Annotated in this window: 24 protein-coding genes; 9 read left to right on the top strand and 15 right to left on the bottom strand. The window is 62.5% G+C overall.

Annotation, left to right across the window (positions count from 1 at the left end; all coding sequences use genetic code 11):
- Positions 1–112: 112 nt before the first annotated feature.
- The 4 genes from copC to P3T21_RS22835 form a co-directional block, all read right to left on the bottom strand.
- Complete coding sequence (gene copC / locus P3T21_RS22850; protein WP_429258218.1) at positions 113–478, bottom strand: copper homeostasis periplasmic binding protein CopC; 366 nt, start codon at positions 476–478, stop codon at positions 113–115.
- Entirely contained in the window at positions 475–1,398 is a 924-nt protein-coding gene (locus P3T21_RS22845) for a hypothetical protein (protein WP_429258217.1), read from the bottom strand. The genes copC and P3T21_RS22845 overlap by 4 nt, the downstream gene beginning before the upstream one ends.
- A 105-nt stretch (positions 1,399–1,503) precedes the next feature.
- The gene (locus P3T21_RS22840) at positions 1,504–1,893 is read right to left on the bottom strand and encodes a DUF2946 domain-containing protein (protein WP_429258216.1); all 390 of its coding nucleotides are present in this window, start codon (positions 1,891–1,893) and stop codon (positions 1,504–1,506) included.
- Between the two features lie 138 nt (positions 1,894–2,031).
- Positions 2,032–3,555 carry a DUF1254 domain-containing protein gene (locus tag P3T21_RS22835; RefSeq protein ID WP_429258215.1) on the bottom strand — a complete coding sequence of 508 codons (1,524 nt, stop codon included), beginning with the start codon at positions 3,553–3,555 and terminating at the stop codon, positions 2,032–2,034.
- A gap of 253 nt (positions 3,556–3,808) precedes the next feature.
- Between P3T21_RS22835 and P3T21_RS22830 the strand changes: the two genes are divergently transcribed.
- The gene (locus tag P3T21_RS22830; protein WP_429258214.1) at positions 3,809–4,489 is read left to right on the top strand and encodes a DUF2242 domain-containing protein; all 681 of its coding nucleotides are present in this window, start codon (positions 3,809–3,811) and stop codon (positions 4,487–4,489) included.
- Positions 4,490–4,542: 53 nt separating this feature from the next.
- Here the strand turns inward: P3T21_RS22830 and P3T21_RS22825 are convergent, their stop codons facing one another.
- The gene (locus P3T21_RS22825) at positions 4,543–5,805 is read right to left on the bottom strand and encodes an NYN domain-containing protein (RefSeq protein WP_429258213.1); all 1,263 of its coding nucleotides are present in this window, start codon (positions 5,803–5,805) and stop codon (positions 4,543–4,545) included.
- A 378-nt stretch (positions 5,806–6,183) separates the two neighbouring features.
- Between P3T21_RS22825 and P3T21_RS22820 the strand changes: the two genes are divergently transcribed.
- Entirely contained in the window at positions 6,184–7,881 is a 1,698-nt protein-coding gene (locus P3T21_RS22820; protein WP_429258212.1) for a M30 family zinc metallopeptidase, read from the top strand.
- A gap of 89 nt (positions 7,882–7,970) precedes the next feature.
- Entirely contained in the window at positions 7,971–8,348 is a 378-nt protein-coding gene (locus P3T21_RS22815) for a hypothetical protein (RefSeq protein WP_429258211.1), read from the top strand.
- 83 nt (positions 8,349–8,431) lie between these two features.
- On the opposite strand, the gene P3T21_RS22810 is transcribed toward P3T21_RS22815, so the two are convergent.
- Positions 8,432–9,370, bottom strand: a complete 939-nt coding sequence (locus P3T21_RS22810; RefSeq protein ID WP_429258355.1) for a DMT family transporter — start codon at positions 9,368–9,370, stop codon at positions 8,432–8,434.
- A gap of 395 nt (positions 9,371–9,765) precedes the next feature.
- Between P3T21_RS22810 and P3T21_RS22805 the strand changes: the two genes are divergently transcribed.
- Positions 9,766–9,972 carry a hypothetical protein gene (locus P3T21_RS22805; RefSeq protein WP_429258210.1) on the top strand — a complete coding sequence of 69 codons (207 nt, stop codon included), beginning with the start codon at positions 9,766–9,768 and terminating at the stop codon, positions 9,970–9,972.
- A 144-nt stretch (positions 9,973–10,116) separates the two neighbouring features.
- On the opposite strand, the gene P3T21_RS22800 is transcribed toward P3T21_RS22805, so the two are convergent.
- Positions 10,117–10,401, bottom strand: coding sequence for a hypothetical protein (locus tag P3T21_RS22800; RefSeq protein ID WP_429258209.1), 285 nt, complete (start codon positions 10,399–10,401; stop codon positions 10,117–10,119).
- Between the two features lie 114 nt (positions 10,402–10,515).
- Positions 10,516–11,304 (bottom strand): Mut7-C RNAse domain-containing protein, encoded by a 789-nt coding sequence (locus P3T21_RS22795; protein WP_429258208.1) that lies wholly within the window; start codon positions 11,302–11,304, stop codon positions 10,516–10,518.
- A 56-nt stretch (positions 11,305–11,360) separates the two neighbouring features.
- On the opposite strand from P3T21_RS22795, the gene P3T21_RS22790 reads away from it, so the two are divergent.
- The 3 genes from P3T21_RS22790 (at position 11,361) to P3T21_RS22780 (ending at position 13,738) form a co-directional block, all read left to right on the top strand.
- Positions 11,361–12,269 (top strand): NAD(P)-dependent oxidoreductase, encoded by a 909-nt coding sequence (locus P3T21_RS22790; protein ID WP_429258354.1) that lies wholly within the window; start codon positions 11,361–11,363, stop codon positions 12,267–12,269.
- A 152-nt stretch (positions 12,270–12,421) separates the two neighbouring features.
- Positions 12,422–13,063 (top strand): LysE family translocator, encoded by a 642-nt coding sequence (locus tag P3T21_RS22785; protein ID WP_429258207.1) that lies wholly within the window; start codon positions 12,422–12,424, stop codon positions 13,061–13,063.
- A 309-nt stretch (positions 13,064–13,372) separates the two neighbouring features.
- Positions 13,373–13,738, top strand: a complete 366-nt coding sequence (locus P3T21_RS22780; protein ID WP_429258206.1) for a response regulator — start codon at positions 13,373–13,375, stop codon at positions 13,736–13,738.
- 219 nt (positions 13,739–13,957) lie between these two features.
- Here P3T21_RS22780 and P3T21_RS22775 read toward each other — a convergent pair whose 3' ends face one another.
- The 6 genes from P3T21_RS22775 to P3T21_RS22750 form a co-directional block, all read right to left on the bottom strand.
- Entirely contained in the window at positions 13,958–14,782 is an 825-nt protein-coding gene (locus P3T21_RS22775; protein ID WP_429258205.1) for an OmpW/AlkL family protein, read from the bottom strand.
- A 164-nt stretch (positions 14,783–14,946) separates the two neighbouring features.
- A complete protein-coding gene (locus tag P3T21_RS22770; RefSeq protein WP_429258204.1) occupies positions 14,947–16,194 on the bottom strand; it encodes a DUF2957 domain-containing protein in 1,248 nt (415 codons plus the stop codon).
- Positions 16,195–16,293: 99 nt separating this feature from the next.
- A complete protein-coding gene (locus P3T21_RS22765) occupies positions 16,294–17,745 on the bottom strand; it encodes a DUF2957 domain-containing protein (protein WP_429258203.1) in 1,452 nt (483 codons plus the stop codon).
- A gap of 493 nt (positions 17,746–18,238) precedes the next feature.
- Positions 18,239–19,186, bottom strand: a complete 948-nt coding sequence (argC, locus tag P3T21_RS22760) for an N-acetyl-gamma-glutamyl-phosphate reductase (protein ID WP_429258202.1) — start codon at positions 19,184–19,186, stop codon at positions 18,239–18,241.
- 292 nt (positions 19,187–19,478) lie between these two features.
- A complete protein-coding gene (locus P3T21_RS22755) occupies positions 19,479–20,054 on the bottom strand; it encodes a flavodoxin family protein (RefSeq protein ID WP_429258201.1) in 576 nt (191 codons plus the stop codon).
- Between the two features lie 121 nt (positions 20,055–20,175).
- Positions 20,176–20,778: a YbhB/YbcL family Raf kinase inhibitor-like protein gene (locus P3T21_RS22750; RefSeq protein WP_429258200.1), complete on the bottom strand. Its 603-nt coding sequence runs from the start codon at positions 20,776–20,778 to the stop codon at positions 20,176–20,178.
- A gap of 256 nt (positions 20,779–21,034) precedes the next feature.
- Between P3T21_RS22750 and P3T21_RS22745 the strand changes: the two genes are divergently transcribed.
- Positions 21,035–21,715 carry a response regulator gene (locus P3T21_RS22745; protein WP_429258199.1) on the top strand — a complete coding sequence of 227 codons (681 nt, stop codon included), beginning with the start codon at positions 21,035–21,037 and terminating at the stop codon, positions 21,713–21,715.
- Positions 21,716–21,848: 133 nt separating this feature from the next.
- Here P3T21_RS22745 and P3T21_RS22740 read toward each other — a convergent pair whose 3' ends face one another.
- Entirely contained in the window at positions 21,849–22,535 is a 687-nt protein-coding gene (locus P3T21_RS22740; RefSeq protein WP_429258198.1) for an orotate phosphoribosyltransferase, read from the bottom strand.
- A 340-nt stretch (positions 22,536–22,875) separates the two neighbouring features.
- Here P3T21_RS22740 and P3T21_RS22735 point away from each other — a divergent pair, with 340 nt between their 5' ends.
- Entirely contained in the window at positions 22,876–24,120 is a 1,245-nt protein-coding gene (locus tag P3T21_RS22735) for an MFS transporter (RefSeq protein WP_429258197.1), read from the top strand.
- The last annotated feature ends 128 nt before the right edge of the window (positions 24,121–24,248 follow it).

The raw sequence follows: 24,248 nt of genomic DNA, 5'->3' as shown, positions 1-24,248 counted from the left end.
ATTCGCAACGGTTTGATCAGATCAGTTGGGTTGCGGCCACCACTGGCGGGCGCACACGTCCTGTCGCGCGCGGTGCGCGACAGGACGGTCCTGCTTCAGGATTACCGGCCTGCTATTTGACGGTGAAAGTGTAGTGGCCCTGCGTGCGATGCCCGTCGCTGGCGACGGCCACCCACGCTACCGTGTACGCGCCCGGCGTCACATTCGCGAGCGTCACTTTCATCCGCTTCGGATCGCCGGCATCGACGGCCGATTTGCCGTCGGCGACCGGTTTGCCCTTGCTATCGGTGACGGTGATCGAACTGAACGCTGGCTCGAGCGCTTCGCTGAACTCGATCGATACCTCGTGCGGTGCGCTGTCGACGGTGGCGCCCGCCGCCGGCGTCTGGAGTTTCGGAAACGCGTGTGCATGAGCAACCTGCGCGAATAGAAGCGCGAGGGCGGCAAGTGCGCCGCGAGCAAAGAGAGAAGTTTTCATGGATGGATCAGGGGTTTGCCAACAGAGTTCGGGAAGATGTCGTCGAGATAAAAGTGAGCCTGGAGCAACACGCCGGTATGCCGGCCGGACGCACGGTTCACGGGAATCTGCGCCTCGATGCCGAGTTGCCCCCAGCCGTTGAGCCAGATAAGGCCGGGATTCACCGTGCCCGTTGTATGACCGGAACATGGGCCGGCTGTACACGTATTCATGGGCAACTCAACCACAGGAATCAGATTGCTGAACGGCTCGCCCAAGCCGATATTTTTCACCGACGATTGCAGGTACGGAATGCTGTATTGCAACGTGAAGCCCCAGTCGAGGGAGTTTGGCGCGGAAGCGTTCGTCGTCAGATTGGGCGCGATTTCACCCGTGATGGCAAGCGGGCGCAGATAGCTGAGACTCGTGGGCAGATCGCCGAAGCCCTTGCCGAAAAACACCGCCGGAGAAATCGTCGAGAACGAATCGCTCACGACTTTCGCGCCCGTGCCACCGAGACCCGCCTTAACGCCCACCGACACCATGAACTCGTGCGGTGCGTTGACGTACGCAAGATACTTCAGCCCGACTTCGAGATTGTCGAAGCCTTTGGCCGAGCCGTCGGGACCGTTCCGGTTGATGTAGGCGCTGCCAATGCTGAACGCCAGATTTGACGTGATCAGCTTGTCCCATTCGAACGAGACGGTATTGATGTTGATATCGTCGCCGTTGTCATTCGGCGATTTGATGTGGCCGTACTCCAGGTTGATTTCGTCGCTGACGCCCGGATCGTCGACGGCCATCGTCGCGGGAAAAACGCGGTCGCCGGCAATCGCGTGCGCGCCGGCCACGGCGGGGCAGAGCAGCGCGCACGCGAGTGCAACCGGAACGGCTGAAGCAACGCGGGCCAACCGGGCCTCGCGTGTAGAAGAAATGCGCATGAGTTCATCCTCGATGTCGGTTCAAGGCAGCGCGGTCGCCGCGTCCGGAACGGACGTGCGACTGCGCCGCGATGCACAAGGTGCATCGCTACCAGGTGGCTCGAATCAGGACAAAACGGGTGGTGCGCGTGGCTGCGCCGACGTAAGGGGCGCAACGCGGCGGAGGCTCTCGAAACGTGTGACGCTTCGATGCTGGAACACCCAGACGGTGCCCGCGAACACAGTCTCGGCGCTGGGCAGCGCGGGCGCATGTGCGAAGAGATTGCAGTAACCGCACGCCTGCAGATGTGACAGCGTGATGTGCGGGGAAGAGTGGTCGCCTGTGAGATTGTCCGCCGGGTCCGACGCGCCTTGCGCGGAGCAGTAGACGGACAGCAGCGCGTCGACGCGCCCGTTCGTTTGTAGCGCCTGCGAGATGGTCGGCGCAAGCGTCGCCATCAGGATTGCCAACAATCCGAGGATACTGCCAATCTTCTGCAGTCTGCGGCGCAGCATGGTTGACCGGAACGGGCGTGGATGTCGGCGAATTATGCCACTGCTTTCAGCGCGGATACGGTTATTTGCACGCGGTCATCCGACAGCGGCGGATGACCGCGACGGCCGCGTCAGCGGCCTGCCTGAGGCGCTGGATGTTCAAGACGTCTGCTTGATGTCTTCGAGCTTCCAGCTCTTGTCGAACCACGGTGCGAGCGGACCATACAACCGGAAAATCGTGAACCAGCTCTTGCCGGGAATGGTTTGAATCCAGTTGCCTTCCTTACCTGCCGGCGCCTTGGGTCCGAAATACAGATCGACGGAGCCGTCCGCGTTTTTCACCAGTCCCTTCTCGCTCGACAGACTCGGGAACTGCTGGTCCGTCTGCAGCATCGAGCGGGTCTGCGTGTCGTACAGCACGACCGACCAGAAGTTCTTCACCGGCACATTCGGCGGAACGTGCAACGTGTAGTCTTTCGCGCCGTCGAACGGCTTGCCGTTTGCATCGAAATTGCCAGCGGCGTACTGCGAGCCGATGCCCGGCATCGCGATGGCCATCGCGGGTGTGTCGACGGTCGCGGCATAGAAGAACATCGTGCGGGCGTCGAAGTTGCGCGCGCCGCCATTCAGCCATTCATAGCTGCCGCCGACGAATGGGGTGTTCCAGTGGCGGTCCGGATAGATGAGCACGGCCTTGTCGCGATTGGAGAAGTCGATCGCGCGCGCCGTGGCGTTGCCGACCGCGACGGCGTCGGTGAGGATTTTCGTCATGCGTGCGTCGGGCTTGAACGGCTGGCCTTTCACGATGCCGATCGACGCGAAGAGACCCGTCATGTCAGGACCGTAGACGCCGGCCGGCTCTTCCTGGATGATCTCGTTCACTTCGTCATAGAACTTGATGGTGTTGGCGTGCACCGTATTCATGACCTTGCCCGACATGTCGACGAACTTCGTCGCGGGAGGCGTGCTCGCCTGTGACAGCGGATAGACGCGCAGATGGGCCTTCAGACTCGCGACGCCCGGACGCGGGTCGCCGTTCTTCATGAAGGCGCGGCCGAACAGCAGATTGCCGAACGTCGGCGACTTCACGATGATGTAGCCGCTTTTCGGCAAGTCGCCTTTGTAGCCGGGCGGCACGAACAGATACTTGCCGCCTTTGCCCTTGTCGGGGCCGGCGTTGCCGAGGTCCGTGACATAGCGGAACCAGAAATCGTCGACGACGCCGAGAATGTTCGGCGGGGTTTCGACCACGACGGGGCCGTCCTTCAGGTCCATCCAGTTCCAGAAGTACACCGTCTCGGTATTCGCCGTCAGGAACAGCGACTTCGAATCCATCAGCGATTCGAAGATGCCGATCGTGCTGCCTGTAGCGCCCACTTCCCGCAAGCCTGCCCGAAGCGCGACCAGCGATGCGCCCGGAATGCCGTTGAGAAACGCTTCGACGCCGCGGGTGAAGTCGAGGTTGTCGTAGACCTTCTGCGCGGTTTCGGGTGTCGGGACGCCGTCAGTGAAGCTGAGCTGGCCGATGCGTGTATCGACCTTGTCCGGCGTGGTGATTTCGGGCGGGATGGGGGTGGTCATCTTCAGCGCGGGCGGAGCAGCCAGCGCCGGTACGAATGTCGACGCGCACATCGCGGTCAGACAGGAAGCAACGCTGCGTTTAATCATCATCTTCTTGTTCACGAAATCTCCACGCGGGTGTGTGAATCCCGTCAGAATCAACGGGTTAATAAGCACATTGCCGGCACTATTATTACCTGCTCGATCGTGGTGCATATCCCAAAAAGTCTTTAACGCAGACAGATATACGATTTCTGGTGTCGCGAGGGATGTCGGACATTGTAATGAACGGTTTCCGTATGTTTTCCTTCGCGCTTGACGGGCGCATCTACAATGCATGCCATTCGACGTCACGTCATTCCGATTTAATCCGATCATGCATGATCTGTTTTCCAGAACCACCGTCGCTGCGCTCTCGCTGTTCGCACTCGCTTCGATCGCCGGCTGCTCGACTGCGCCCCAGCCGAAATTCCAGCAGGAGCTGTTCGACACCGGCGTAAGCCCTTACGCGCGCAATTTCAACGCGAGCAGCACGGACACCTGTGAGGCGGCGCGTCGTGCGCTTTTGAGTCAAGGTTATATGACGACCATGACGCGCAGCGACACGATCGACGGCACAAAGAATTTCCAGCCGAACGGCGATTCGCATGTTGTCGTGGAATTTCACGTCGTCTGCACGCCGGGCGACGAGGCGAGCGATACGAGCATCGCGTATGTGAACGCAGTGCAAAACGGCTTCACGCTGAAGAAGAGCGATACGTCGGCGAGCGTGGGCTTGAGTGTGCTCGGTTCGCTATCGCTGCCGATCCGCTCGAACAGCGACGCAATGGTGAAGATTTCGAGTGAGACGATTCCGTCGGGCAAGTTCTACGACCGTTTCTTCGCGCTCGTCGATCACTACCTGCACACGGTTGTGCGCACGTCGCCGGTGGTGCCGGATACGGTTGTCACTCGCGAAATTCCGCCGGATCCGGCGGTCAACGTGGCGGGGCAGGCGGCCGCGCCGCTGCCGGCGAGCGACGGCCTCGCGCCGGTTCTGGCGCCGCTCACGCCCTGATCGCATGACCGGACCGCGCGGCCGGATGATCCGGCGCGCGGGTTATTTAGCGGTTATTCCTCCGCTGCCGCGGCCTTGCGCGGACGACGCGCCCGCGGCGCTGTTTTGCGCGCGGTTTTCTTTGCTTTCGGCGCGGGTTCGTCGGGTTGCGCGGAGTGCTCCGGTTGCGCTTCCGGCCCGGACGACAGCGGGATATCCACCGGCGTGTCAGGCGCGCTGGGTGCATGGGCCGCCTCTGCAACCTCGGCCGATTTCGCTTTCTTCGCTGATGTTTTCCGGCTTCCGCGTCCCTTGCGACGTGCTGCGGCCGGCTCGGCGGGTGCCGCCGGTTCTGTCACGGCTTCCGTCGAGACGGACATATCGGAGGCGGCGAACACGTCTGGTGTAACAGGCAGCTCAACGTCGGCGACTGCGACCGGTTCCGGCGCGGCCTGCCTGCGGGCGCCGCGTTTCGAGCGGGCCTGACGCGGATTCACCGGCTCGCTGCGCGCCGCGCCGCTATTGCCGCGAAACACGAAGGTGCCCGATTTTTCATCGCGGCCCACTTCGAAGAGGCCACGCGCCTGCGCTTCTTCGAGCAGATTGCCGAACGCGCGAAAGCCGTAGTACGACTCGCTGAAATCCGGCTTGCGTCGCTTGATCGCATCCTTCAACGCAGAAGCCCACACCTTGCCGCTGTCGCCGCGTTCAGTGACGAGCGCATCGAAAGTCTGCACGGCGATCTCGATCGCTTCGCTACGACGCGATTCGATATCTTCGCGACGGTGCTTCTCTTTGTCGGTCGAACGTTCCGCGACGGGCTGCGCTTCTTTTGAGCGCTTCGCCGCGGCGCGCTGGCTTTCGCGGGCGAGGTCGTCGTAGAAAATGAACTCGTCGCAATTGGCGATCAGCAGATCGGAGGTCGACTGCTTCACGCCTACGCCGATCACCTGCTTCGCGTTTTCGCGCAGCTTGGAGACGAGCGGCGAAAAGTCGGAGTCGCCGCTGATGATGACGAACGTGTTGACGTGCGACTTCGTATAGCAGAGATCGAGTGCATCGACGACGAGCCGGATGTCGGCGGAGTTCTTGCCTGACTGACGCACGTGCGGAATTTCGATCAGTTCGAAGTTCGCCTCATGCATCGCCGATTTGAAACCCTTGTAGCGTTCCCAGTCGCAATACGCTTTCTTGACGACGATGCTGCCTTTTAGCAGCAGACGTTCGAGCACGAGCTTGATGTCGAACTTTTCGAATTTTGCGTCGCGCACGCCGAGCGCGACGTTCTCGAAGTCGCAGAAGAGCGCCATGCTAGGCGTGTCACTGGATGAAGTCATGTGATTGTTCTCCCGTTGGTCGGGCTGGTGCAGGAATAACCCGCAGCATAACGGTCTTTTGAACCGGTGCCCCGCGCGGCGATATCGGACAGTGCGCGGACCGCGTTGCGGTTGGCCCTGATGAACACCGAAAGGCTTTATTCACGGGCTGGAATGCGCGCGGACCACGCCTTCATTTGAACCTCTGCCTTTTAAAGTTTCACCCCGGTTTGCCGATATCTAATCGAGGCCCGGGTGCGGATGCCCGTTAATCGGCACAGTACCGAAACCGGTGTCATTAAACGGCCGTTCGATTCAGGCGGCCGTTTTTTATTTGTGTTCTTGCGGTGAAACGGAGTCCCGCAAAGACTGACTGATACAGGGAAGGAGTTACGTCGTATGCGCGCATCGCGCCTGAAATCGATTGCGGGGCACGCCGCCGCGCTTATGTTGTTCGCAAGCCTTGCAGCGTGCGGCGGCGGTGGAGGTGGCGACAGCGCCCCCGCGGCCGGAACCGGTGCGCCGGTCAACGTCCCTTCAGGATCCGTCCAGGCACTCCAGCCGGCATGCACGGGCTGCTCGGCCGTCGATGCGTCGACGTATTCCGGTAGCGGCACGGGCGTCTGGCAGGCCGACAACATCGGCACGTCTCCGACGAATGTGCCGCTGTCGATCAACGGTCTGCGCGGCCAGAAGGTGACGCTCGTATTCACGAACGAAAGTTCGGCAAATCAGACGATGCCAGGTATTGCGCTGACACAGAGCATGACGGTCGCGCATTCGCTGCTGCAATCGGAAAGCGCAGCCAGCGCTCAAGGTGAAGACCCGACGCTCGCCGCGATCCGCCAGTTCAACTACAAGGGCTGGGCCGATCTCGCCAGCGCGGCGAAGTCGCAGGCCGTGATGCGTTCGCAGGTTGCCGTGCCGTCGAGCCCGTCGGCGTCTTATAGCGTCAACGCGCAGCGCGATTTCTACTATTCGGACCTTTCGCTGCGCCACACCACGCTGGAAGAGCAGGCCACGACGCAGGACGGCACCACCATCAACCTGTGGGTGGAGAACACCGAACTCGGCACGACGCAGATGACGCCTGCGCTGATCCACACGCTGCTCATGAGTTACGCCCAGCCTGGCGGAATCTACGACATGGTGACGGGCGTCGGCGGGAAACTGTATGGGCCGAATTCGCAGACTGTGCTGATCGACGGCACGAACCAGCCGATCGATCTCGTCGTGCTCAACTTCAATCACGACGGCAAGGCGTTCGGCACCATCGGCTACTTCTGGGGATTGAACGACTTCAAGAAAGGCACCGGCCAGAGCGCGTACAGCAACGAATCGATTTCGCTGTACCTGGATTCGGAGACGCTGTATCTGGGTGGCGCGTCTGGCTTTCAGCAGATGCTGACGACCATGGCGCACGAAAGCACGCACATGCAGAACTTCTACCGCCGCGCGGTGCTGATGGGCTCGCAGTACGCGTTCGAACCGTGGCTCGAAGAAATGTCGGCGATGATGATGGAGGACTGGACGAGCTTCAACATCGACCCGACGCATGCATTCAACGCGATCCGCGATGTGCGCTTCTACGACTTCATGACGTACAACAATCACGGCAGTTATAACTGTGGACTGACCAACTGGACGCCGTTCGCGACCGACTGCGAAAGCTATTCGGTGTCGGGCTCGTTTGGCGGCTTCCTGAACCGTCAGCTGGGCCTTGCGTTCTACAAGGCGCTCCTGACCAACAAGGGCCAGACAGATTCGCTCGCCATTCTGAACGACGTGATCAACCAGATCCGCCCGGGTTCGAGCGTGCAGCAGGAACTGCGTCATTTCTCGGCGGCGGCAGAGGGCTTGATCCCGGCGACCACGAACGTGGCGCAATATGCGTTTCCGGCTCGATCGGAAGGCGGCTTCACGCTGCCTGCGATCGACCCGACTTCGTCGGAGTATCCGCGTGCATTGCCGGCGGCGGTGCCGGCCGTGCTGATGAGTCTCGGCAGCTTCCCGGTGGTGCGTCCGGCCGTGACGGGCACCTACACCGAAACAGTGCGCGTGCCACCCGGGACGACGCTGTCGGTGATCATCGACTGATGTCGAAAAAATGTGCTTGAATCAGGCTGCTTCCAGTGGGAGCAGCCTTTTTTTGTGTCTGGTTTGCCAGTGATGCGAGGTGCGGTTCGATGTTCAGCATGAAGTCCAGTCACACGATGCTTCACGGGTTCAAACGGCTTTTCGCGCTTGCGTTGCCGCTTGTGATGAGTGCGGCATGTGCGAGCGGTGTGAGTGGCGTGAGTGGCGTGAGTGGCGTGAGCCTGGGCGGCCCGGTTGAGCTGTCGGGCAAGCTCGTATTGCGCGGCAACGATCCGTTTGTCTACCCGGTCGTCTACGACGCGCGTGGCGTGTGGGAACTGCAGGGTGTACCGAAGGCGCAGGCTTCCGCGTTGCAAAACCAGCAGGTGAGCGTGCGCGGCACCGTGACACGTCTCGACCCGGGCGGCTTCCAGTTGCCGGCGGTGCAGGTCAAGTCGCTGGAGCAAAAGGGCGCGCCGGCAAACTGACCCGCGACCTTACGCGCCTGAATCCGTGCCCGAAGTCACGCCTGATTCTGTGTCTGAAATCGCGTGGCTGGACCCGCATTGCTTCAACCCTGACCAGGCGACGACGCAGCCTGCCGCCGGCCTTCCCACGCCGGCATGACCTGACACACAATCAGTCCCGCCAGCATCAGCACGCACCCGACGAGCGCGCGGCCGGGCAACGTTTCGCCCAGCACCAGCCAGCCCGCGAGCGCGGCGAACACGCCTTCCATGCTGAAGATCACGGCCGCGTGCGCTGGCGCCGCATCCTTCTGAGCGACCACCTGAATCGTGTACGCGACGCCGACCGACAGCGCGCCGCCATAGAGGATCGTCGGCGCGGCGCGCACGATATCGGCGAGCCTGAGCGGCTCGCACGCAAGCCCGATCGCAAGGCACACCACGCCGCAGGTGACAAACTGCACGAGCGCGAGCATCAGCGGATCGTGGCGGCGCGCGAAGCGTCCCACCAGCATCACCTGCGCCGCGATCACGAATGCGCCGGCAAGCTGATACCAGTCGCCATAGAGGATGGAAAATTGCTCGTTGACGCTCAGAAAATACATGCCGATCGCCGCCAGCAACGCGCCAAGCCACGTGCCGATCGCTGTTTCATGACGCGCGAGCACCCCCATCAGCGGCACGATAACGACGTACAGCGAGCTGATAAAACCGGCGTTCGCGACCTTCGTGTACTGCAGCCCGATCTGCTGCATCGAGATCGCAACCGACAGCAGCAGCCCGAGTACCGCGCCCGATGCGAGCAGTTCGCGTGAAACCGTCCTCGTTGTCACAGCCGACGCGGTGCGCACCCGCGACTTCCGCAGATACAGCAGCAGGCTGAACACCACGGTCGCGCCGAGAAGAAAGCGCAGGCCGGTGAACAGGAAAGGCCCGATCACGTCGAGGCTGAGCCGTTGCGCGACGAAGGCGGAGCCCCAGATGAGGGCGGCGACCAGCATCAGCAGGTTCGCGCGAAGGTGTTTGCGGCTGTCGGGATTCAAAACGGACACACTCTCTGATTTCAGAGCGCACATGATACGCGGACGCGCGAAACTGCCCGGCGTCGAGCGGTTATCGTCAGATCATTCGGGTCAAACGCGCGGGTCAAACGCGCCTTCCCGGCGGCCGGAAAGCGGCATGAAAGCCGGTCAGGGACCAGGGCCAGGATCCGGTCCAGGCGTGGTCCTGGATGGGGCTGTGGAGCGGTGAAAGCCGAAAGAAAGAAACGTGTCTCCCGGAAAATACATATCGGCTTTTATGAGATGACAAACCGCCTACGCTAAGTGATACTCCCCGCGGGGAGCCGCCTGGCGACGCCGTCACCGAGTGCGCTTTACCGCGTCGTACTTATTCATTCACATTGATCAAGTCGGTCAGGTTTGGGGAAAACAACATTATGAAGAAGATCATCGCCTCGCTCGTCGCAGCCTCGTTCGCACTCGTGTCGTTTCAGGCTTTCGCTCAAGACGCATCCGCACCGGCCGCTGCCAGCGCAGCCAAGCCGAAGCACTCGCACAAGCAGTTGAAGACGCACGGCAAGCGCGCCAAGGTTTCGGAAGCCGCATCGGCTGCCGGCACGAACGACAAGGGCGCACCGCAGTAAGCTGCCCCGTTCGGAGGGACTGGCCCAGCGGGCCGCTCCGTCAGCGAAAAGCAGAAAGGCCAGGGTTTTTGCCCTGGCCTTTCTGTTTGCGCGGCGGCTTTTGAAGCGGACCCTGTCTCGCCGTGTTGAGCGGCTGCCGGACGCCTATTTTGCGTCGCCCGCGAGGCCGCGCTGCAGCACGTCGGTCAGGAGGCCGGTCATGCCTTCCGGATGCGTCGCGGCGCGTTCCTTCAACTGCGCGACGAGATCCGCGTTCAGCTTGCACGCGAACGGCACGAGGCCCTGTTCCTGATCGAGCTTGCGCTGCGTGCGGCGATCGAGCGCCGGCTGCGCCGCGGGCTTGCCAAAGCGCTCAGCCGACGACTTCTTCAGATCGTTGGCCAGCTTGAGCGCCTTGTTCTTCTCAAGGTCGAATTTTTTCATTGCCATGCGGGATGTCCCTGCGGAATAGGTGAATGTGAATGATCCCGCATTGTACGCACCCGCGAGGTGCGCCATCGGTGCGCGGTTCAATGCGGGCGCATCGAGGCACTTCAAGGCAGGTTATGCCCGGGTCTTCACGCGGTCTGGCGGCATGCCGGGCGCGTCGTCGCGCCGGCCTGCGAGGCTGTCCATCAGCGAGCGCATGCGCTGCCAGTGCGTGCCTTCCCAGAACACGCGGCGGCAGACGTCGCAGGTAACGAATCGCACATGCCGCTCCAGTACGCCTTCCGGCGCACGTCCGACGACGTCCTCCTTCGCGATGCGCCGCAGCGGCGCATTGCACGCCAGACAAAGCCGGAACGGCTGCGCGCTGCCCGCCAGATCGAGCCGGTCAAAGATCTCGCGCAGCTGCACCTTCGGCTTCAGCGCGCGCACGTAGCAACCGTGCGTGATCGTGCGACGCTTCAGCAGTTCGCGGTCGCGCGTGAGCACGATGCGGTGGTCGCTCGCGGCGATGGCCTCGATGTCTTCGTCGGGATAGTGGTTGTCGTACAGCGTATCGAAGCCCGCGAGACGCAGCAGTTGCGCGAGGCCGCCGAGATGCGCATCGGCGACGAAACGCATCACGCGTAACGGCCGCTCGCGCACGCGCAGAAGCGGCTGGATATCGAGCGACTCGAACTTCGGATAGACGGCGACGCGATCGCCGTCCTCGAGCGGATGGTCGAAGCCGACCGATTCACCATTCACGAGGATCAGTTCGACTTCGGTGTGCGGCACGCCGATCGCTTCGATCATGTGCTTGGCGGTGGCATTGCGCGCGCACTCGCAACTGAACGTGCATCGCCTCAAAGGACGCGCGATGAAGTCGTTCAGCTCCTCGTAGAACCGGAATGTCGCCGTGACCATGTCGCCAGTATCGCACTGTGTCGCCTGCGGTGTGCGGATGCATCTGTCACGCGGGTGTGGTCTACTTCCGGTTCGTTAGAAGGAGGAGGTCCAGCATGAACATCGGATTTATCGGTCTCGGCGAGATGGGCGTCGCGATGGTCGCAAACATTCTGAAAGCCGGGCACACCGTGCGCGTGTGGAACCGTTCGCCGGAACGGGCGCAGGCGCTGGCGGCTGCCGGCGCGCAGGTCGTCGCCACGCCGGCGGAAGCCTTCGCGGGCGACGCGGTGTTCTCGATGCTCGCTGACGACGCCGCGCTGCGCGAGGTGGTCGATAGCCAGCTGTTGGAGCATGCGCCGCGCGGGCTGATCCACGTCAACATGGCGACGATTTCCGTCGCGCTCGCCGAGTCGCTCGCGCATGCGCACGCGGAGCGCGGGTTGAACTACGTCGCGGCGCCTGTACTGGGCCGGCCAGACGTCGCGGCCGCGGGCAAGCTCACCATCGTCGCGGCCGGCCCCGCCGAAGCGATCGATCTCGTGCAGCCCGTGTTCGATGCGATCGGCCAGAAGACATGGCGCATCGGTTCGCTGCCGCAACAGGCGAACGTGATGAAGCTGGCCGTGAATTTCATGCTGGCATCGGCCGTCGAGACGCTCGGTGAGGCGTCGGCGCTGCTCACCGGCCATGGTGTCGCGACTCAGGATTTTCTCGACGTGATCACGAACAGCATTTTCCCCGGACCGGTTTATCAGGGCTACGGGAAGATGATCGCGGAACAGCGGTACGAGCCGGCGCTCTTCAAGGCGCGCCTCGGGCTGAAAGACGTACGGCTTGCGCTGGCGGCTGCCGATACGGTGTCGACGGCGCTGCCGGTCGCGAGCGTCGTGCGCGACAGCCTGCTCGACGCCGTCGCGCACGGTGAGGGCGAGATGGACTTCGCGGTGCTCGGCAAGGTGTCGGCGCGTCGCGCCGGGCGGTGAAGTTCGCCACGGCCGGTGTGCAGTGTTGCGGTGTTGCGGTGTTGCGGTGTGCGGCCCGGGCCTGTGCTTGTCCGGATGGCTAACGCTGCGTCGCGGCTCGTGCGGACAGGCATAATGGTCGTCCATTTCGATTTCCTACGTTGGCATCTGTCATGAGTTTGCATACCTGGTGGCTGTTCGCCGCCACCGTTTTTGTCATTTCAGCCATTCCCGGGCCGAACATGCTCCTCGTCATGACGCACGGCGCGCAGCACGGCCTGCGCCGTTCGGGCGCGACGATGGCGGGCTGTCTGTCGGCGCTGGTGCTGATGCTGTCAGTCTCGGCGGCTGGTCTCGGCGTATTCCTCGAAGCATGGCCGACGATGTTCAACGCGCTGCGTCTGATCGGCGCGACGTATCTGGTATGGCTTGGCATCAAGGCATGGCGCGCGCCCGTCGACGAAGCCGCTGCCGCGAATGCCGATGTGCTTGCGGCGAAGCCGGAGCGTCCGCGCGCCGCGTGGTTGATGTTCCGCAATGGCTTCCTGGTCGCGAGCAGCAATCCGAAGGCGATCCTGTTCGCCGCTGCATTGCTGCCGCAGTTCATCGACGCGAGCCGTCCGACGCTGCCGCAATTCGGTGTGCTGGTCGCAACGTTCGCGGTGATCGAAGTGAGCTGGTATCTCGTGTACGCGGGGTTCGGCACGCGCATCGGCGCGAAGTTGAAGAGCCGTAACGTTGCGCGGGCGTTTAACCGGCTGACCGGTGGCGTGTTCGTCGGCTTTGGGGCAATGATGGCGCTGGTCCGACACTGAGCCGCGCGGCATGGAATGCACGAAACGCCGGGGTCCGCCCCGGCTTTTTTTGTCCGTACGCGTCCCGGAGTACGCGTTGCGCCGCGCCACCGAGGTAATACATGCGGCGTGGGTTTTGTGCAGTGCGCAATAAGTCGCCCGATCTGCAAAAAAATGAAATTTACGCGCGGATATGCGGATCAAAGCACATAGACGTTGCTGTTACTGTGGGACGCTCGTCTTCGCGTACCACATAGTGGGCGCAACGCGCCGCGGTGCCTCGCGATACGTCGCAATACGTCGAAAAACAGAATCTGTCCGGAGACAGCCATGTGTGGCCGTATCCTGCTTGCCGATCACGATAACGACGCGCTGACCTGTCTCGTCAATCTGCTCGAAGGCATGGGCTTTGAGACGGCGGCTGCCCACTCCCGCGAAGAGCTGTTGCAGACGGTTCCGCATTTCCAGCCCAATGTCGTAATCGTGGACTGCGCAATACCCGGCGTGGACCGGCACGGAATGGCGCGTGTGCTGCGCGCCCGCAATCCCGGACATACGATGCTGCTGATCGCGCTCACCGGCTGGGGCCAGCCGGAGCAGGGCGATGCGCTCCTCGCGGCAGGCTATGACGTCCATCTGGTCAAGCCCGTCGGCCTGGATCAACTACGCTTTATCCTTTCGATGATCGATGCCTGATCGGTGCCCGAATGTCGCGCGCACGCAACGAAGAGTGATCGCTCTAGTTTTCATGTTGCGCTGCACCAAGTGCTTTGCTATATTTACTCCTGTCTCCTCCATGTCTCCTCTGATATGGATTCAGCCCGCCCCAGTTGGTGGGCTTTTTTTTGCCTGAAATTCCGTCGCACCGCGCGCGCGTTGACGTCGCGTCGTAACGCACGCGGTTCGGGAACCCGGTCAGAACCTGTAAGACAACGCCACGAACGTGATGATCGGGTCGGCCTTCAACTCCGCTTTCGATACACCCAGTTCCGTACCGTCAGCCGCCTTGATGATGACCGACGAGGTCGTTTTCAGCGGGATATAGGTGACGGACGCTGTCAAACCCCAGTGATCGGTGATGCTGTACATCGCGCCCACGTTGAACACGGGCTGCCACGACGAAGATGCCTTCCCTTCGACCGTCGTCCTGCCCGGCTTGCCCGCGCCCGCGGCCAGCACCGCGCCGAGATTGTTCTGCGTGGACGTGACGAAGTTGTTGCTCAGCTGGATGTCCGAGAACCAGTTGTACGACACGCCGAGCCCGATGTATGGCCTGAACTTCGCCGTCGCCGACGCGAAGTAATACTGGAAGATCACCGCCGGGCTCCACTGACGCACGCTTTTCACGATCGGGTTCGACGACGGGTCGCCGAGATCCTGGATGCCGAGCGCGCCGGCTGGCCCCGGTGGCTTGATCATGCCGTGGCCGTAGATCTTGAACGTCGGCGGAATGCCGGCCACCGAGGTCACCGCCAGGTGATCGGTGAAGAAATGGCTGATGACAAGGCCGGCGGTGTCGGCGTTGCTGGTCGACAGGCTGGTGCCTGCCGACGTGAACGAGCTCGGTAGCCTGAGCGGCGTATTGATCGGCGTCGGCGCGACGTGGGTAGTGAGCGGCGTGCTCGAATCCTGTGGCATCACGTGAAACCAGCCGAGTGACACGACGTTGTCGCCCGCATGCTGCGCGTGAGCGCTCAGCGACGCTCCCGCGGCCAGCGCCGCGATAATGATTTTTCTCATTCTGTTCCTCCTGATGCGGGCGCTCCTGCTGCGCCGCGCGGCGAGATGCTGCGCTCGCCGGCCTGCCGCGTCCTCGTCGGACGCCGGCTGCGGCGCCACCGGAGTGGGCCGCGGCCGGCAAGCGGTCGCCTCGTTACGTTTTTGCCTGACCGGTGCTTCCGCCGTTACTGGACGAAGGCGCCGATGGTGAAGTACGGCGATTGAGGCGCCGACAGGTCCAGGTAACCGAACACGCCACCCGTGAAGATGAACTTGCCCGTAGACGCACTCCCTGCCGCTGCGCCCGTATGGAGCGACGTCACGACACCGGGAATGCCTTGCGTGTAGTTGAGATCGAGGGCGGTCGCGAGAGACGCCTGCGAGGGCTGGAACGGATCGAGCAGCGTCGCCTGTGCGCCGGCCAGCGCGGTGGTGCGATAGTCGAACTGGCTGTCGACACCGATGTACTCGCCGTCCTGTGAACCTTGTGTGATCACCGATTGCGGCGAGAGGATCGAGATGCCGGATTCGTCGTCGGCGACCGGGCCCGTGATGCCGGTCTGCGGATCGAGACCGGCCTTCGAGCTGGCCGCGCCGGTACGCACGAGAATCGGGACGTTCTGGCCGCGCAGTTTGCCGACGATCATGAAGCCCCTGGCGACCGGCGAGAGCGCGAGCGTCGGTTTGGCCTGACCGAGGAATTTGTCTGTTTCGAACGCGCCGCTGCCGTCCGCCGACTGCACGAGGTTCGTGCCCGGCTGCTGGCATTTGCCGGCGTTGATGCCCGTGTTGTCGCACTCGGTCCAGGTGCCGTCGGCGTTGATCGTGATCTTCGAGTCGACGGTGACCGGCGCGAAGCTTTGCGACGGAATCTGATGGTAGCCGAGCTGGTTATACGTGCCCGCGACGTTCGCGATGTTCGTTTCAATCGACGAAAAACCGATGAACGGGTAGTAAGGGAACGTCGTATCGGGCACGGCGCCCTGACCGAGAATGCCGTCGAACTGGATTTCCGCGCCGGGAATCGTGCCGCCCGCGACGCCTTCGCCCACGAAAATGCGCGCCGGCCGGTTCGGATCGAGGCTCGCGCCGTTCAGGCGGAACGCGCACTGATTGAGCTTCTGGGTCGGCAGCAGCGTTTCCATCGTCAGCGTGCCGTTCGCAGACTGGCCCTTACGGGTCGGCGAGACCGTGCCTCTGACTTGCGGAATCGGCGATTCGAGATAGTTGATCTGCCACGTCATTTTCGTGGTGTCGAGTTGGAGCTTGACCAGTTCGCCATCGCCGCCGCCGCCAGTGAAGACGGTGCTGTAGTCGAGCGATGCCGGGCAGAGCCGGACCGGCGCGGGTGCCGGCGGATCGCCGCCGCCGCTGCCGCACGCGCCGAGCATCGGCGCGGCGAGAGCCAGCGTCGCGAGGATTTTCCAGTTCATACAGCGCCTCCTTGAGGTTCTAGTTGTGGATGGCCGGCTCCCAGTCCAGCCATCTCCTGCTTTAGTGCGTCACGGTGGTGCGTGGTCCCGTTCGCCGCGTTATTTGCTGATCTGTGCGCCGATGCCGAAGTAGGGGACGCTGGAGTTGTCGGTGCCGGTTGTCGAGTTGACGTTCGCCGAACTTTTCGTCACGCCGCCGTTCTCCGCACCGTTGACGAAGACCGCGTACAGCCCGCCAGCGCCGATCATGTTGCCGCCGTTGCCGCTCGCGTCCTGCACGGTCAAGAGACCCGGATGCTGCTGCGTATAGCTGATGCCGACGCCGTCTTCAGATGCCTGCGTCGACGGATTGATGAAGGCGCCCACCTGGCCTTGCAGCAAGGTCGCGGTGTACTTGAAGTTGGAGTCCGCGCCGACGTAGCCACCGTCGATCCCGCCCGACTGGATCTGTGTGGCGGGCGCCAGCATGCCGATGCCGGATTCGTCGTCGAGTGCGGGCGGCAGGTTCAGGCTCACGACGCCGGTACGCACCACGAGCGGAATCACCTGGCCGTTGACCTTGCCGAGGATCATATTGGCGCTTGCGCTGCGCGGGAACGTGAAGACGCCTGCGATCGTCGGAGCGGGCAGCAACTGTGGCGCGTCGGCACTCGTAAAGTACGAGCCGTTCGGGTTGGCCGCCCACTGGCCGCCGGTCGAGACGCAGGCAGGGTTGCTCGAACCCGATGGCACGGAGCAGTGACCGGCGCCGTCGAACGATTCCTGGCCCGTCGTCGCGATCGTCGTGTAGTTGTTCGACGGGCGCAGATGGTAGAGCAGCGCGTTGTAGTCGCCCTTCAGATCGGCGAGATTTGTATCGACGTTCGCGAAGGCCAGGAACGGATAGAAGTCGAAATTGCGCCCCGGCACCGGAAACAGGCTGGGACCGGACGGCAGGGTGATCGGCAAGCCGAGCGCGGCGAACAGCGGATTCAGGTTCAACGGATCGATACCGCCGTACTGGATGGATGCGCCGGGGATACCGCCGCCGGCAACGCCCTGGCCGACGAGGATCATCGGCGGATTGGCCTTGTTGAAGGTTGAGGCGGTCGAGTACGTCGAGCCGTCCGAGGCCGTCCCGCCTGTCGGGACCAGGATGAACGCGCAGCGCGTCTGTTCGGCCGTGGGCAACGCGCCTGCGGGAGGATGCATCACGGAACCGTTGAGCTGTACGCCTTTGCGCGTCGTCGTGACCTGACCGGCGGAGGTCGGCACTGGCGATTCCAGGAATTTCAGCGAGTACGTCATCGCCGTCGCATCGATGTTCAGCTGGACGACCTCACCACTCCCGGCACCGCCCAGATAGGTGCTTTTGACGATATCCGCATCCGCGGGACACAGCGGCGCCGGACCGGCGCCCTGGGTCGGCGGACCTTGCACGCCACAGCTTGCGCCAGCACATTGCGCTGAATTGATCGCACCGGGATCGTCGGCTTTTCCGCCGCCGCATGCGGCAAGCAATGGCGCAGTAATCATGGCCAGAGCCACGCCTTTATAAATGGCATGTGACATGCTGCTGTCTCCCTTCGTTTAATTTGCGTTGTAATTTCGCTGCGCGTTTATACGCTGTCAATTGATAGAACCGTCTAAAAAAGGCGATTCAAACAGCGCGCAAATGGCCCGTCGTGCACCACAGCACGATTCACGAGGCTTTTAAACAAAACAGATTTTTTTGCTGCGGATGCGGCGCTGTTGTTTCCCAGCAAGCCCTTGTTGGGCAGGCGTTTGGGCAAAATGCGCCTATCTTCATCGAACGACCGTTCGTGAAAAAATCGGGAAATTCCCTATGCGGTAAAGTATGCCTTCCTGCGCGCGGCCGGCATTAATTTCCGATCATTTCCCGTGAACTGGATTATCAGTTTCGGAGTAATTCGGGAAATTACTGATTAATGTAATTTTGTTTAACACCGAATCTGCCAGGCAAATAAAAAAGCCGGCTTTAATGAAAGCCGGCTTTAAACTGTTTGTATGGGCCGGGCGGTGATACCGCCCACGATTTGCGAAATCAGCGTTTCAGGCCGCGCTCTTCGTCGGCGCCGATGGCGAGGTTCATACACTGGATCGCTGCACCTGACGCACCCTTACCGAGATTGTCGAGGCGGGCCACCGTCACGAAACGTTCTTCGCTGCCGAACACGAACAGGTCGACGCGATTGGTGTCGTTGTTCGCCTGCACGTCGAAGAAACCGCTGTCGAGGTTGTCATCGGCGTTGAACGGCGCGACGCGCACGAACGCTTCGCCTGCGTAGTACTCGGAGAACAGCGCCTGCACATCCTGCGGCGTGGCCTTGCGCGCCAGTTGCGACGGCGAGAAGTACGTCGTGACGGCGAGACCCTTATAGAAATTGCCGACGATCGGCGTGAACACCGGCGCGGACTTCAGGCCCGTATGCGCGGCCATTTCCGGCAGATGCTTGTGCGTGAGTCCCAGCGCATACGGACGCGGGCTCGCGAGCTTCGCGTCGCCGCCGGCTTCGTAGTCCGCGATCATTTTCTTGCCGCCGCCGCTGTAGCCGGTGATCGAATAGCTGTGCGCCGCGAAATCCGGCGTCACAAGGCCGGCCTGGACGAGCGGGCGCATGGCCAGCACGAACGCCGATGCGTGGCAGCCCGGCACGGCAATCCGCTTCGCCGAGCGCAGGCGCTCGCGCTGCGAGCGGGCCAGCTCCGGCAGGCCGTACGCCCAGTCGGCGCTGGTGCGGAAGGCGGTGCTCGCGTCGATCAGCACAGTGCGATCGTTGTCGACGAGCGAAGCCGATTCGCGCGACGCCACGTCCGGCAGGCACAGGAACGTCACATCCGAAGCATTGATGAGACGACGGCGCTCGTCGAGATCCTTGCGCTTCGCTTCTTCGATGCGCAGGATTTCCACATCGGCGCGCTGCGACAGGTATTCAAAAATCTTCAGGCCGGTCGTGCCTTCCTGTCCGTCGACAAAAACTTTCGTGCTCATCTTGATCTCACTGGCTTGCGGGTGCGGGGAAACGCGGACGCCACGCGGCGCCGGAACGCCATTTTAAGACCGTATGGCGGCGCGCGTGCGGAAAGCGTCGGCGAAAAAAGACGGTGCGCCACGTAAATGACGCTGGAATGACGGCGTTGAAGCGCAGATGCAAGGCGTTGAAGGCGGATTGCGCGGGACGGCGGTGTTTCACACCGCCCGCGTACCCAGCAGCAACTGCTCCGAACAACCTCGCCCCGGATCCGCGCCCGTCGCCTTCTCGCCGCGCGTCGCGGCAAACGGCTCAACCCTGCCGGTTGCCGCTCCAGCGCGCCGTGACGGCCGCTACCCGTGCGCCAAACACTTTCGCGGTGTCGAGATCGCCTTGCGGCGGCGCTTCTTCGGGGGAGGCATCAGCCGGCGATTGCGTCAGCAGCCCGGAGAATCCGCCGACGTAGTTCAGGTCGTTGCGTGTCGCGGCTTTCGTGTTCGACGGCATGATCCCCACGCCTGCCCAGATCATGCTGTGCTGCATCGCGAGCGAGATGAAGTACTGGATCGTCGAAAACTTGTCGCCGTTCATCGTCGCCGAGTTCGTGAAACCCGCGGCGATCTTGTCCTTCCAGCTTTGTATGAGCCACGGCTTCGAACTGGCATCGGCGAATTTCTTGAAGTCGGCGGACGCCCCGCCCATGTAGGTCGGCGCGCCGAAGATGATGCCATCGGCCGCGTCGAGCTCGGCCCAGCCCGCTTCGTCGAGGTCGCCGACGGCGATCAGCTTTGCGTCCGCGCCGGCGTCGAGCGTGCCGGCGAGCACCGCTTCGGCAACCTTCTTTGTATGGCCATAGCCGCTGTGATACACGATGACGATTTTCGACATGAGCAATCTCCGATGCAGGTTGGGCGAAGCGCGGACAATCGGCGGTGCGGGCGCGCCGGTTGTCGCATTGCATCAAGTTTAGTCGCGGCGTGCTCCTGGGGGAGGCGGCCAGCCTGCCGCCCTATCGTCCGTACGTCACCACCATCCGCGCCGACCCCAGTGTCGCGGTACCGATCTCATGCTCGAACATCAGTGCCGGACGACCCTGTGCGATCCGTAGACTCGATGTGTTGAGCGCGTAGATCGTCACGACATAATGATGCGGTTTGCCGGCCGGTGGACACGGACCGCCGTAGCCCTCGGTATCGAAATCATTGCGCGCCTCGACGGCGCCCAGTTTTTGCAGATAACCGGAAGCGCTCGCGTTCTCAGGCAACTGGTTGACACTCGACGGAATGCCGGCGACTGCCCAGTGCCACCAGCCGCGGCCGGGCACGTCAGGATCGATGATGGTGACGGCGAAGCTGCGCGTGCCGGCTGGTGCGTCGTGCCATGACAGTTGCGGCGAGCGGTTGCCGCCCTTGCAGTCGTCCTGATCGAAGACCTGAGCGACGTCGACGGGGCTGCCTGCATGAAGACTCGTACTCGAGAGCCCGAACGTACCCTGCGCCAGCGCGCGCGGACCCTGGGCGGCGACCAGCGCCAGGCTGGATATTGCCAGCGCGAGAGAGGGCAGATGAAAACGGAGCGAAGCAGGCGATACCACGAGGCAACGCGAACGCATTTACCGGTTCTCCTGTCAGGGTCGTGACGCGGCCATCGTCACGAGGATTATTGTCCCTATTTTGCGCTCCGGCGTCGATTGTGGCCCGGTGAGGTGTTTGTTTGAGACGATTCCCTTCCCTGAAAGGGCCGTCGCGCAAGGAAATCGGCTATATTCGGATCAATTGCGAAGTGGTCGGGACCGCAGGCAAGATTAACAAATCTAGAATACGTTAAATGACCGAAGCATCGTCATTTGGCTTTCGTCGAGGGAGCGCATGCAGGAGAACATCAGAGTCGTGGTGGCCGACGACCACCCGGTCATTCTGTTCGGTGCCGAGAACGCGTTGCTCAAATTCCCGGGGATCGAGGTCGTTGCGCGAGCAAAGCAATCCACTGAACTGATCCACATTCTCCAGACCATCCCCTGCGACGTGCTGGTGACCGATCTCGCCATGCCGGGCGGCCAGTACGGCGACGGCCTGCCGCTCATCAGCTATCTGCGCCGTAATTTCCCGACGCTCGCCATCGTCGTGCTGACGATGCTCGAAAATGCCGCGTTGCTCAAACGTCTGAGCGATCTGGGCGTCGAATCGGTCGTCAACAAGTCGGACGATCTGAGCCACATCGGGCTCGCCGTGCAACACGTCAACCGCAAGATGGAATATATGAGCCCGTCGGTGCGCGCGGCGCTCGATACATTGCGCATGAATTCCGGTGGCAAGACCAGCGAAGTGATCCTCTCGCGGCGGGAACTCGAGGTGGTGCGGCTGTTTGTGTCCGGCATGACGATCAAGGAAATTTCCGAACAGCTGAGCCGGAGCATCAAGACCATCAGCACCCAGAAGAACACGGCGATGCGCAAGCTTGGCCTCGAGCGCGATTCGGAACTGTTCCAGTACGCGCAGAGCAATGGCTTGCTGAACCTGTCTTCGTACACACCGGGGGATGCGGGCTGAGTTTGCGTCCGTGCTATTGATCTGTAGCGCATAAAAAAACCGCCGGTCTTTCGGACAGGCGGTTTTTTTACTAGCCGGGATCGGCGCGGCTGATGCTCCAGCCTCCGGCCTCGGCCTGCCAGAGGCTTAATGCTTACTGCGGTGAAGCCGTCGCGCCACCATGTGCTGCCGACCATTCGGCCGGCGCGTGCAGAAATTTCTCGACTTCGTCGAGCGTCTTCGTTTCGAAGTAGCCCGCTTGCTTCGCGACGCGCAGCACGTCCCACCACGTGGCGAGTGCGTGCAGATCGACGTCGATGTCTTTCAGCACCGACACGCTTTCCTTGAAGATGTTGTAGTGGAACAGCACGAAGCAGTGGTTCACCTGCGCGCCGGCCGTGCGCAGCGCGTTGATGAAGTTGATCTTGCTGCGGCTGTCGGTGGTCAGGTCTTCGACCAGCAGGACGCGCTGGCCTTCGGTCAGCAGACCTTCGATCTGCGCGTTACGGCCGAAACCCTTCGGCTTCTTGCGCACGTATTGCATCGGCACCATCAGGCGGTCGGATAGCCACGCCGCAAACGGGATGCCAGCGGTTTCGCCACCGGCGACGGCGTCGATCTGCTCGTAGCCGACGTCGCGCAGGATCGTGGCTTCAGCCATTTCCATCAGGCCGCGACGCACGCGCGGATACGAGATCAGCTTGCGGCAGTCGATATAGACCGGGCTCGCCCAGCCGGACGTGAAAATGTACGGTTTTTCCGCGTTGAAGTGCACGGCCTGCACTTCGAGCAGCATCTTGGCGGTCGTGTCGGAGATCGTCTGGCGATCGAAGCCTGTCATGGGCGGATCCTTGGGTGTCAACGGGGAGGGCGGGCGCGGGGCCCGGTGGCGTAGCAAGCGCGGCATTTCGCAACGCGACGGGCGGAGCGTCATGGACGGCTCGTGGCTGATCGCAGGCGAAATACGCGGCCGGGCAGTTGATCGGCCGGTTTGCTACACGCGTAGCCCGCTATTTTACCCGATCGGGACCGTTCCGAGGAGCCCTGTGACGCTGGAATTGCCGCGCAACCGGCCTGCGCGGCGCGTGACTGCACTTGATTGCCGGCTTTTTGGCCAGGTTGTGACGGCAGAGGCGCCCCTTTACACTCACGCGACTTTCCAGTGCGTTTCCGCCGGCCCCATGAATACCGTTCCTTCCTCCTCCGCTTCCGTTACGTCCGACCGCCGTGGCTACGCGGCCCGCGCGCTGATCGCATCGGTGCTCGGCTACGCAATGGATGGATTCGACCTGCTGATTCTCGGTTTCATGCTGCCGGTGATCGCACTCGACCTTCATCTGTCGTCGGCGCAGGCCGGGTCGCTCGTCACGTGGACGCTGATCGGCGCGGTCGCGGGCGGTGTCATTTTCGGCGTGCTCAGCGACTACTTCGGCCGCGTGCGGATGCTGACGTGGACGATCCTGATCTTTGCCGTCTTCACGGGAATGTGCGCGCTTGCGCAGGGCTATCCCGACCTGCTCGCGTACCGGACGATCGCCGGCATCGGCCTTGGCGGCGAGTTCGGCATCGGCATGACGCTCGTCGCAGAAGCGTGGCCGGCGTCGCAACGGGCGCGCGTGTCGTCGTATGTCGGGCTCGGATGGCAACTCGGTGTGCTGGCCGCGGCGCTGCTGACGCCGCTTCTGCTGCCCATTATCGGCTGGCGCGGCATGTTCGCGGTCGGTCTGCTGCCGGCGGTCGTGTCGTTCGTCGTGCGCAGGCACGTCGAAGAGCCGGTGTTGTTCAGCCAGCATGCTGAACGCGCCAGCCGCCATGAGCGGCGCCGGTTGCCGCTGAAACTGCTGGTGGCGGACGCGCGCTCGATGCGCGTGAGTCTCGGCGTCACCATCCTGTGTTCGGTGCAGAACTTCGGTTACTACGGCCTGATGATCTGGCTGCCCAGTTATCTCTCGAAGACGTTCGGCTACTCGCTGACGAAATCGGGTTTGTGGACGGCGGCAACCGTGATCGGCATGGGTTGCGGCATCTGGCTGTTCGGCGTGGCCGCCGACCGCTTCGGCCGCAAGCCTGCGTTCCTGTTCTATCAGGCGGGCGCCGTGGTGATGGTGTTCGTCTATGCGCATCTGTCGACGCCATTCGCGTTGCTGATCGGCGGCGCGGTGATGGGCGTGTTCGTCAACGGAATGATCGGCGGCTATGGTGCGCTGATCTCGGAACTGTATCCGACCGAAGCGCGCGCCACGGCGCAAAACGTTCTGTTCAATATCGGGCGTGCGGTGGGCGGTTTCGGGCCCGTCGTGGTGGGCGCGCTGGCGGCACGGTTTTCGTTCGGCGCGGCGCTTGGCCTGCTCGCGTCGATCTATCTGCTCGACATTGTCGCGACGTTGTTTCTGATTCCGGAGCGACGCGGCGCGTTGCTCGAATAAGCTGCGTTTTCGCGCTCGAAGACGCCACGCGGCATGCTGCGTCGCAGCATGCGTCAGCCTTGTTTCGTGCCCTGTCTGCCGCTGTAAACCCGACGTGTAATGGTGGATGCGGGGTGTACACTGGTCGA

Origin of the sequence: Paraburkholderia sp. GAS334 (genome assembly GCF_050436625.1) — a bacterium.
GTDB lineage: Bacteria > Pseudomonadota > Gammaproteobacteria > Burkholderiales > Burkholderiaceae > Paraburkholderia.
The sequence above is the reverse complement of the archived record's forward strand: the minus strand, read 5'-3'. Positions and strand labels throughout refer to the sequence as shown.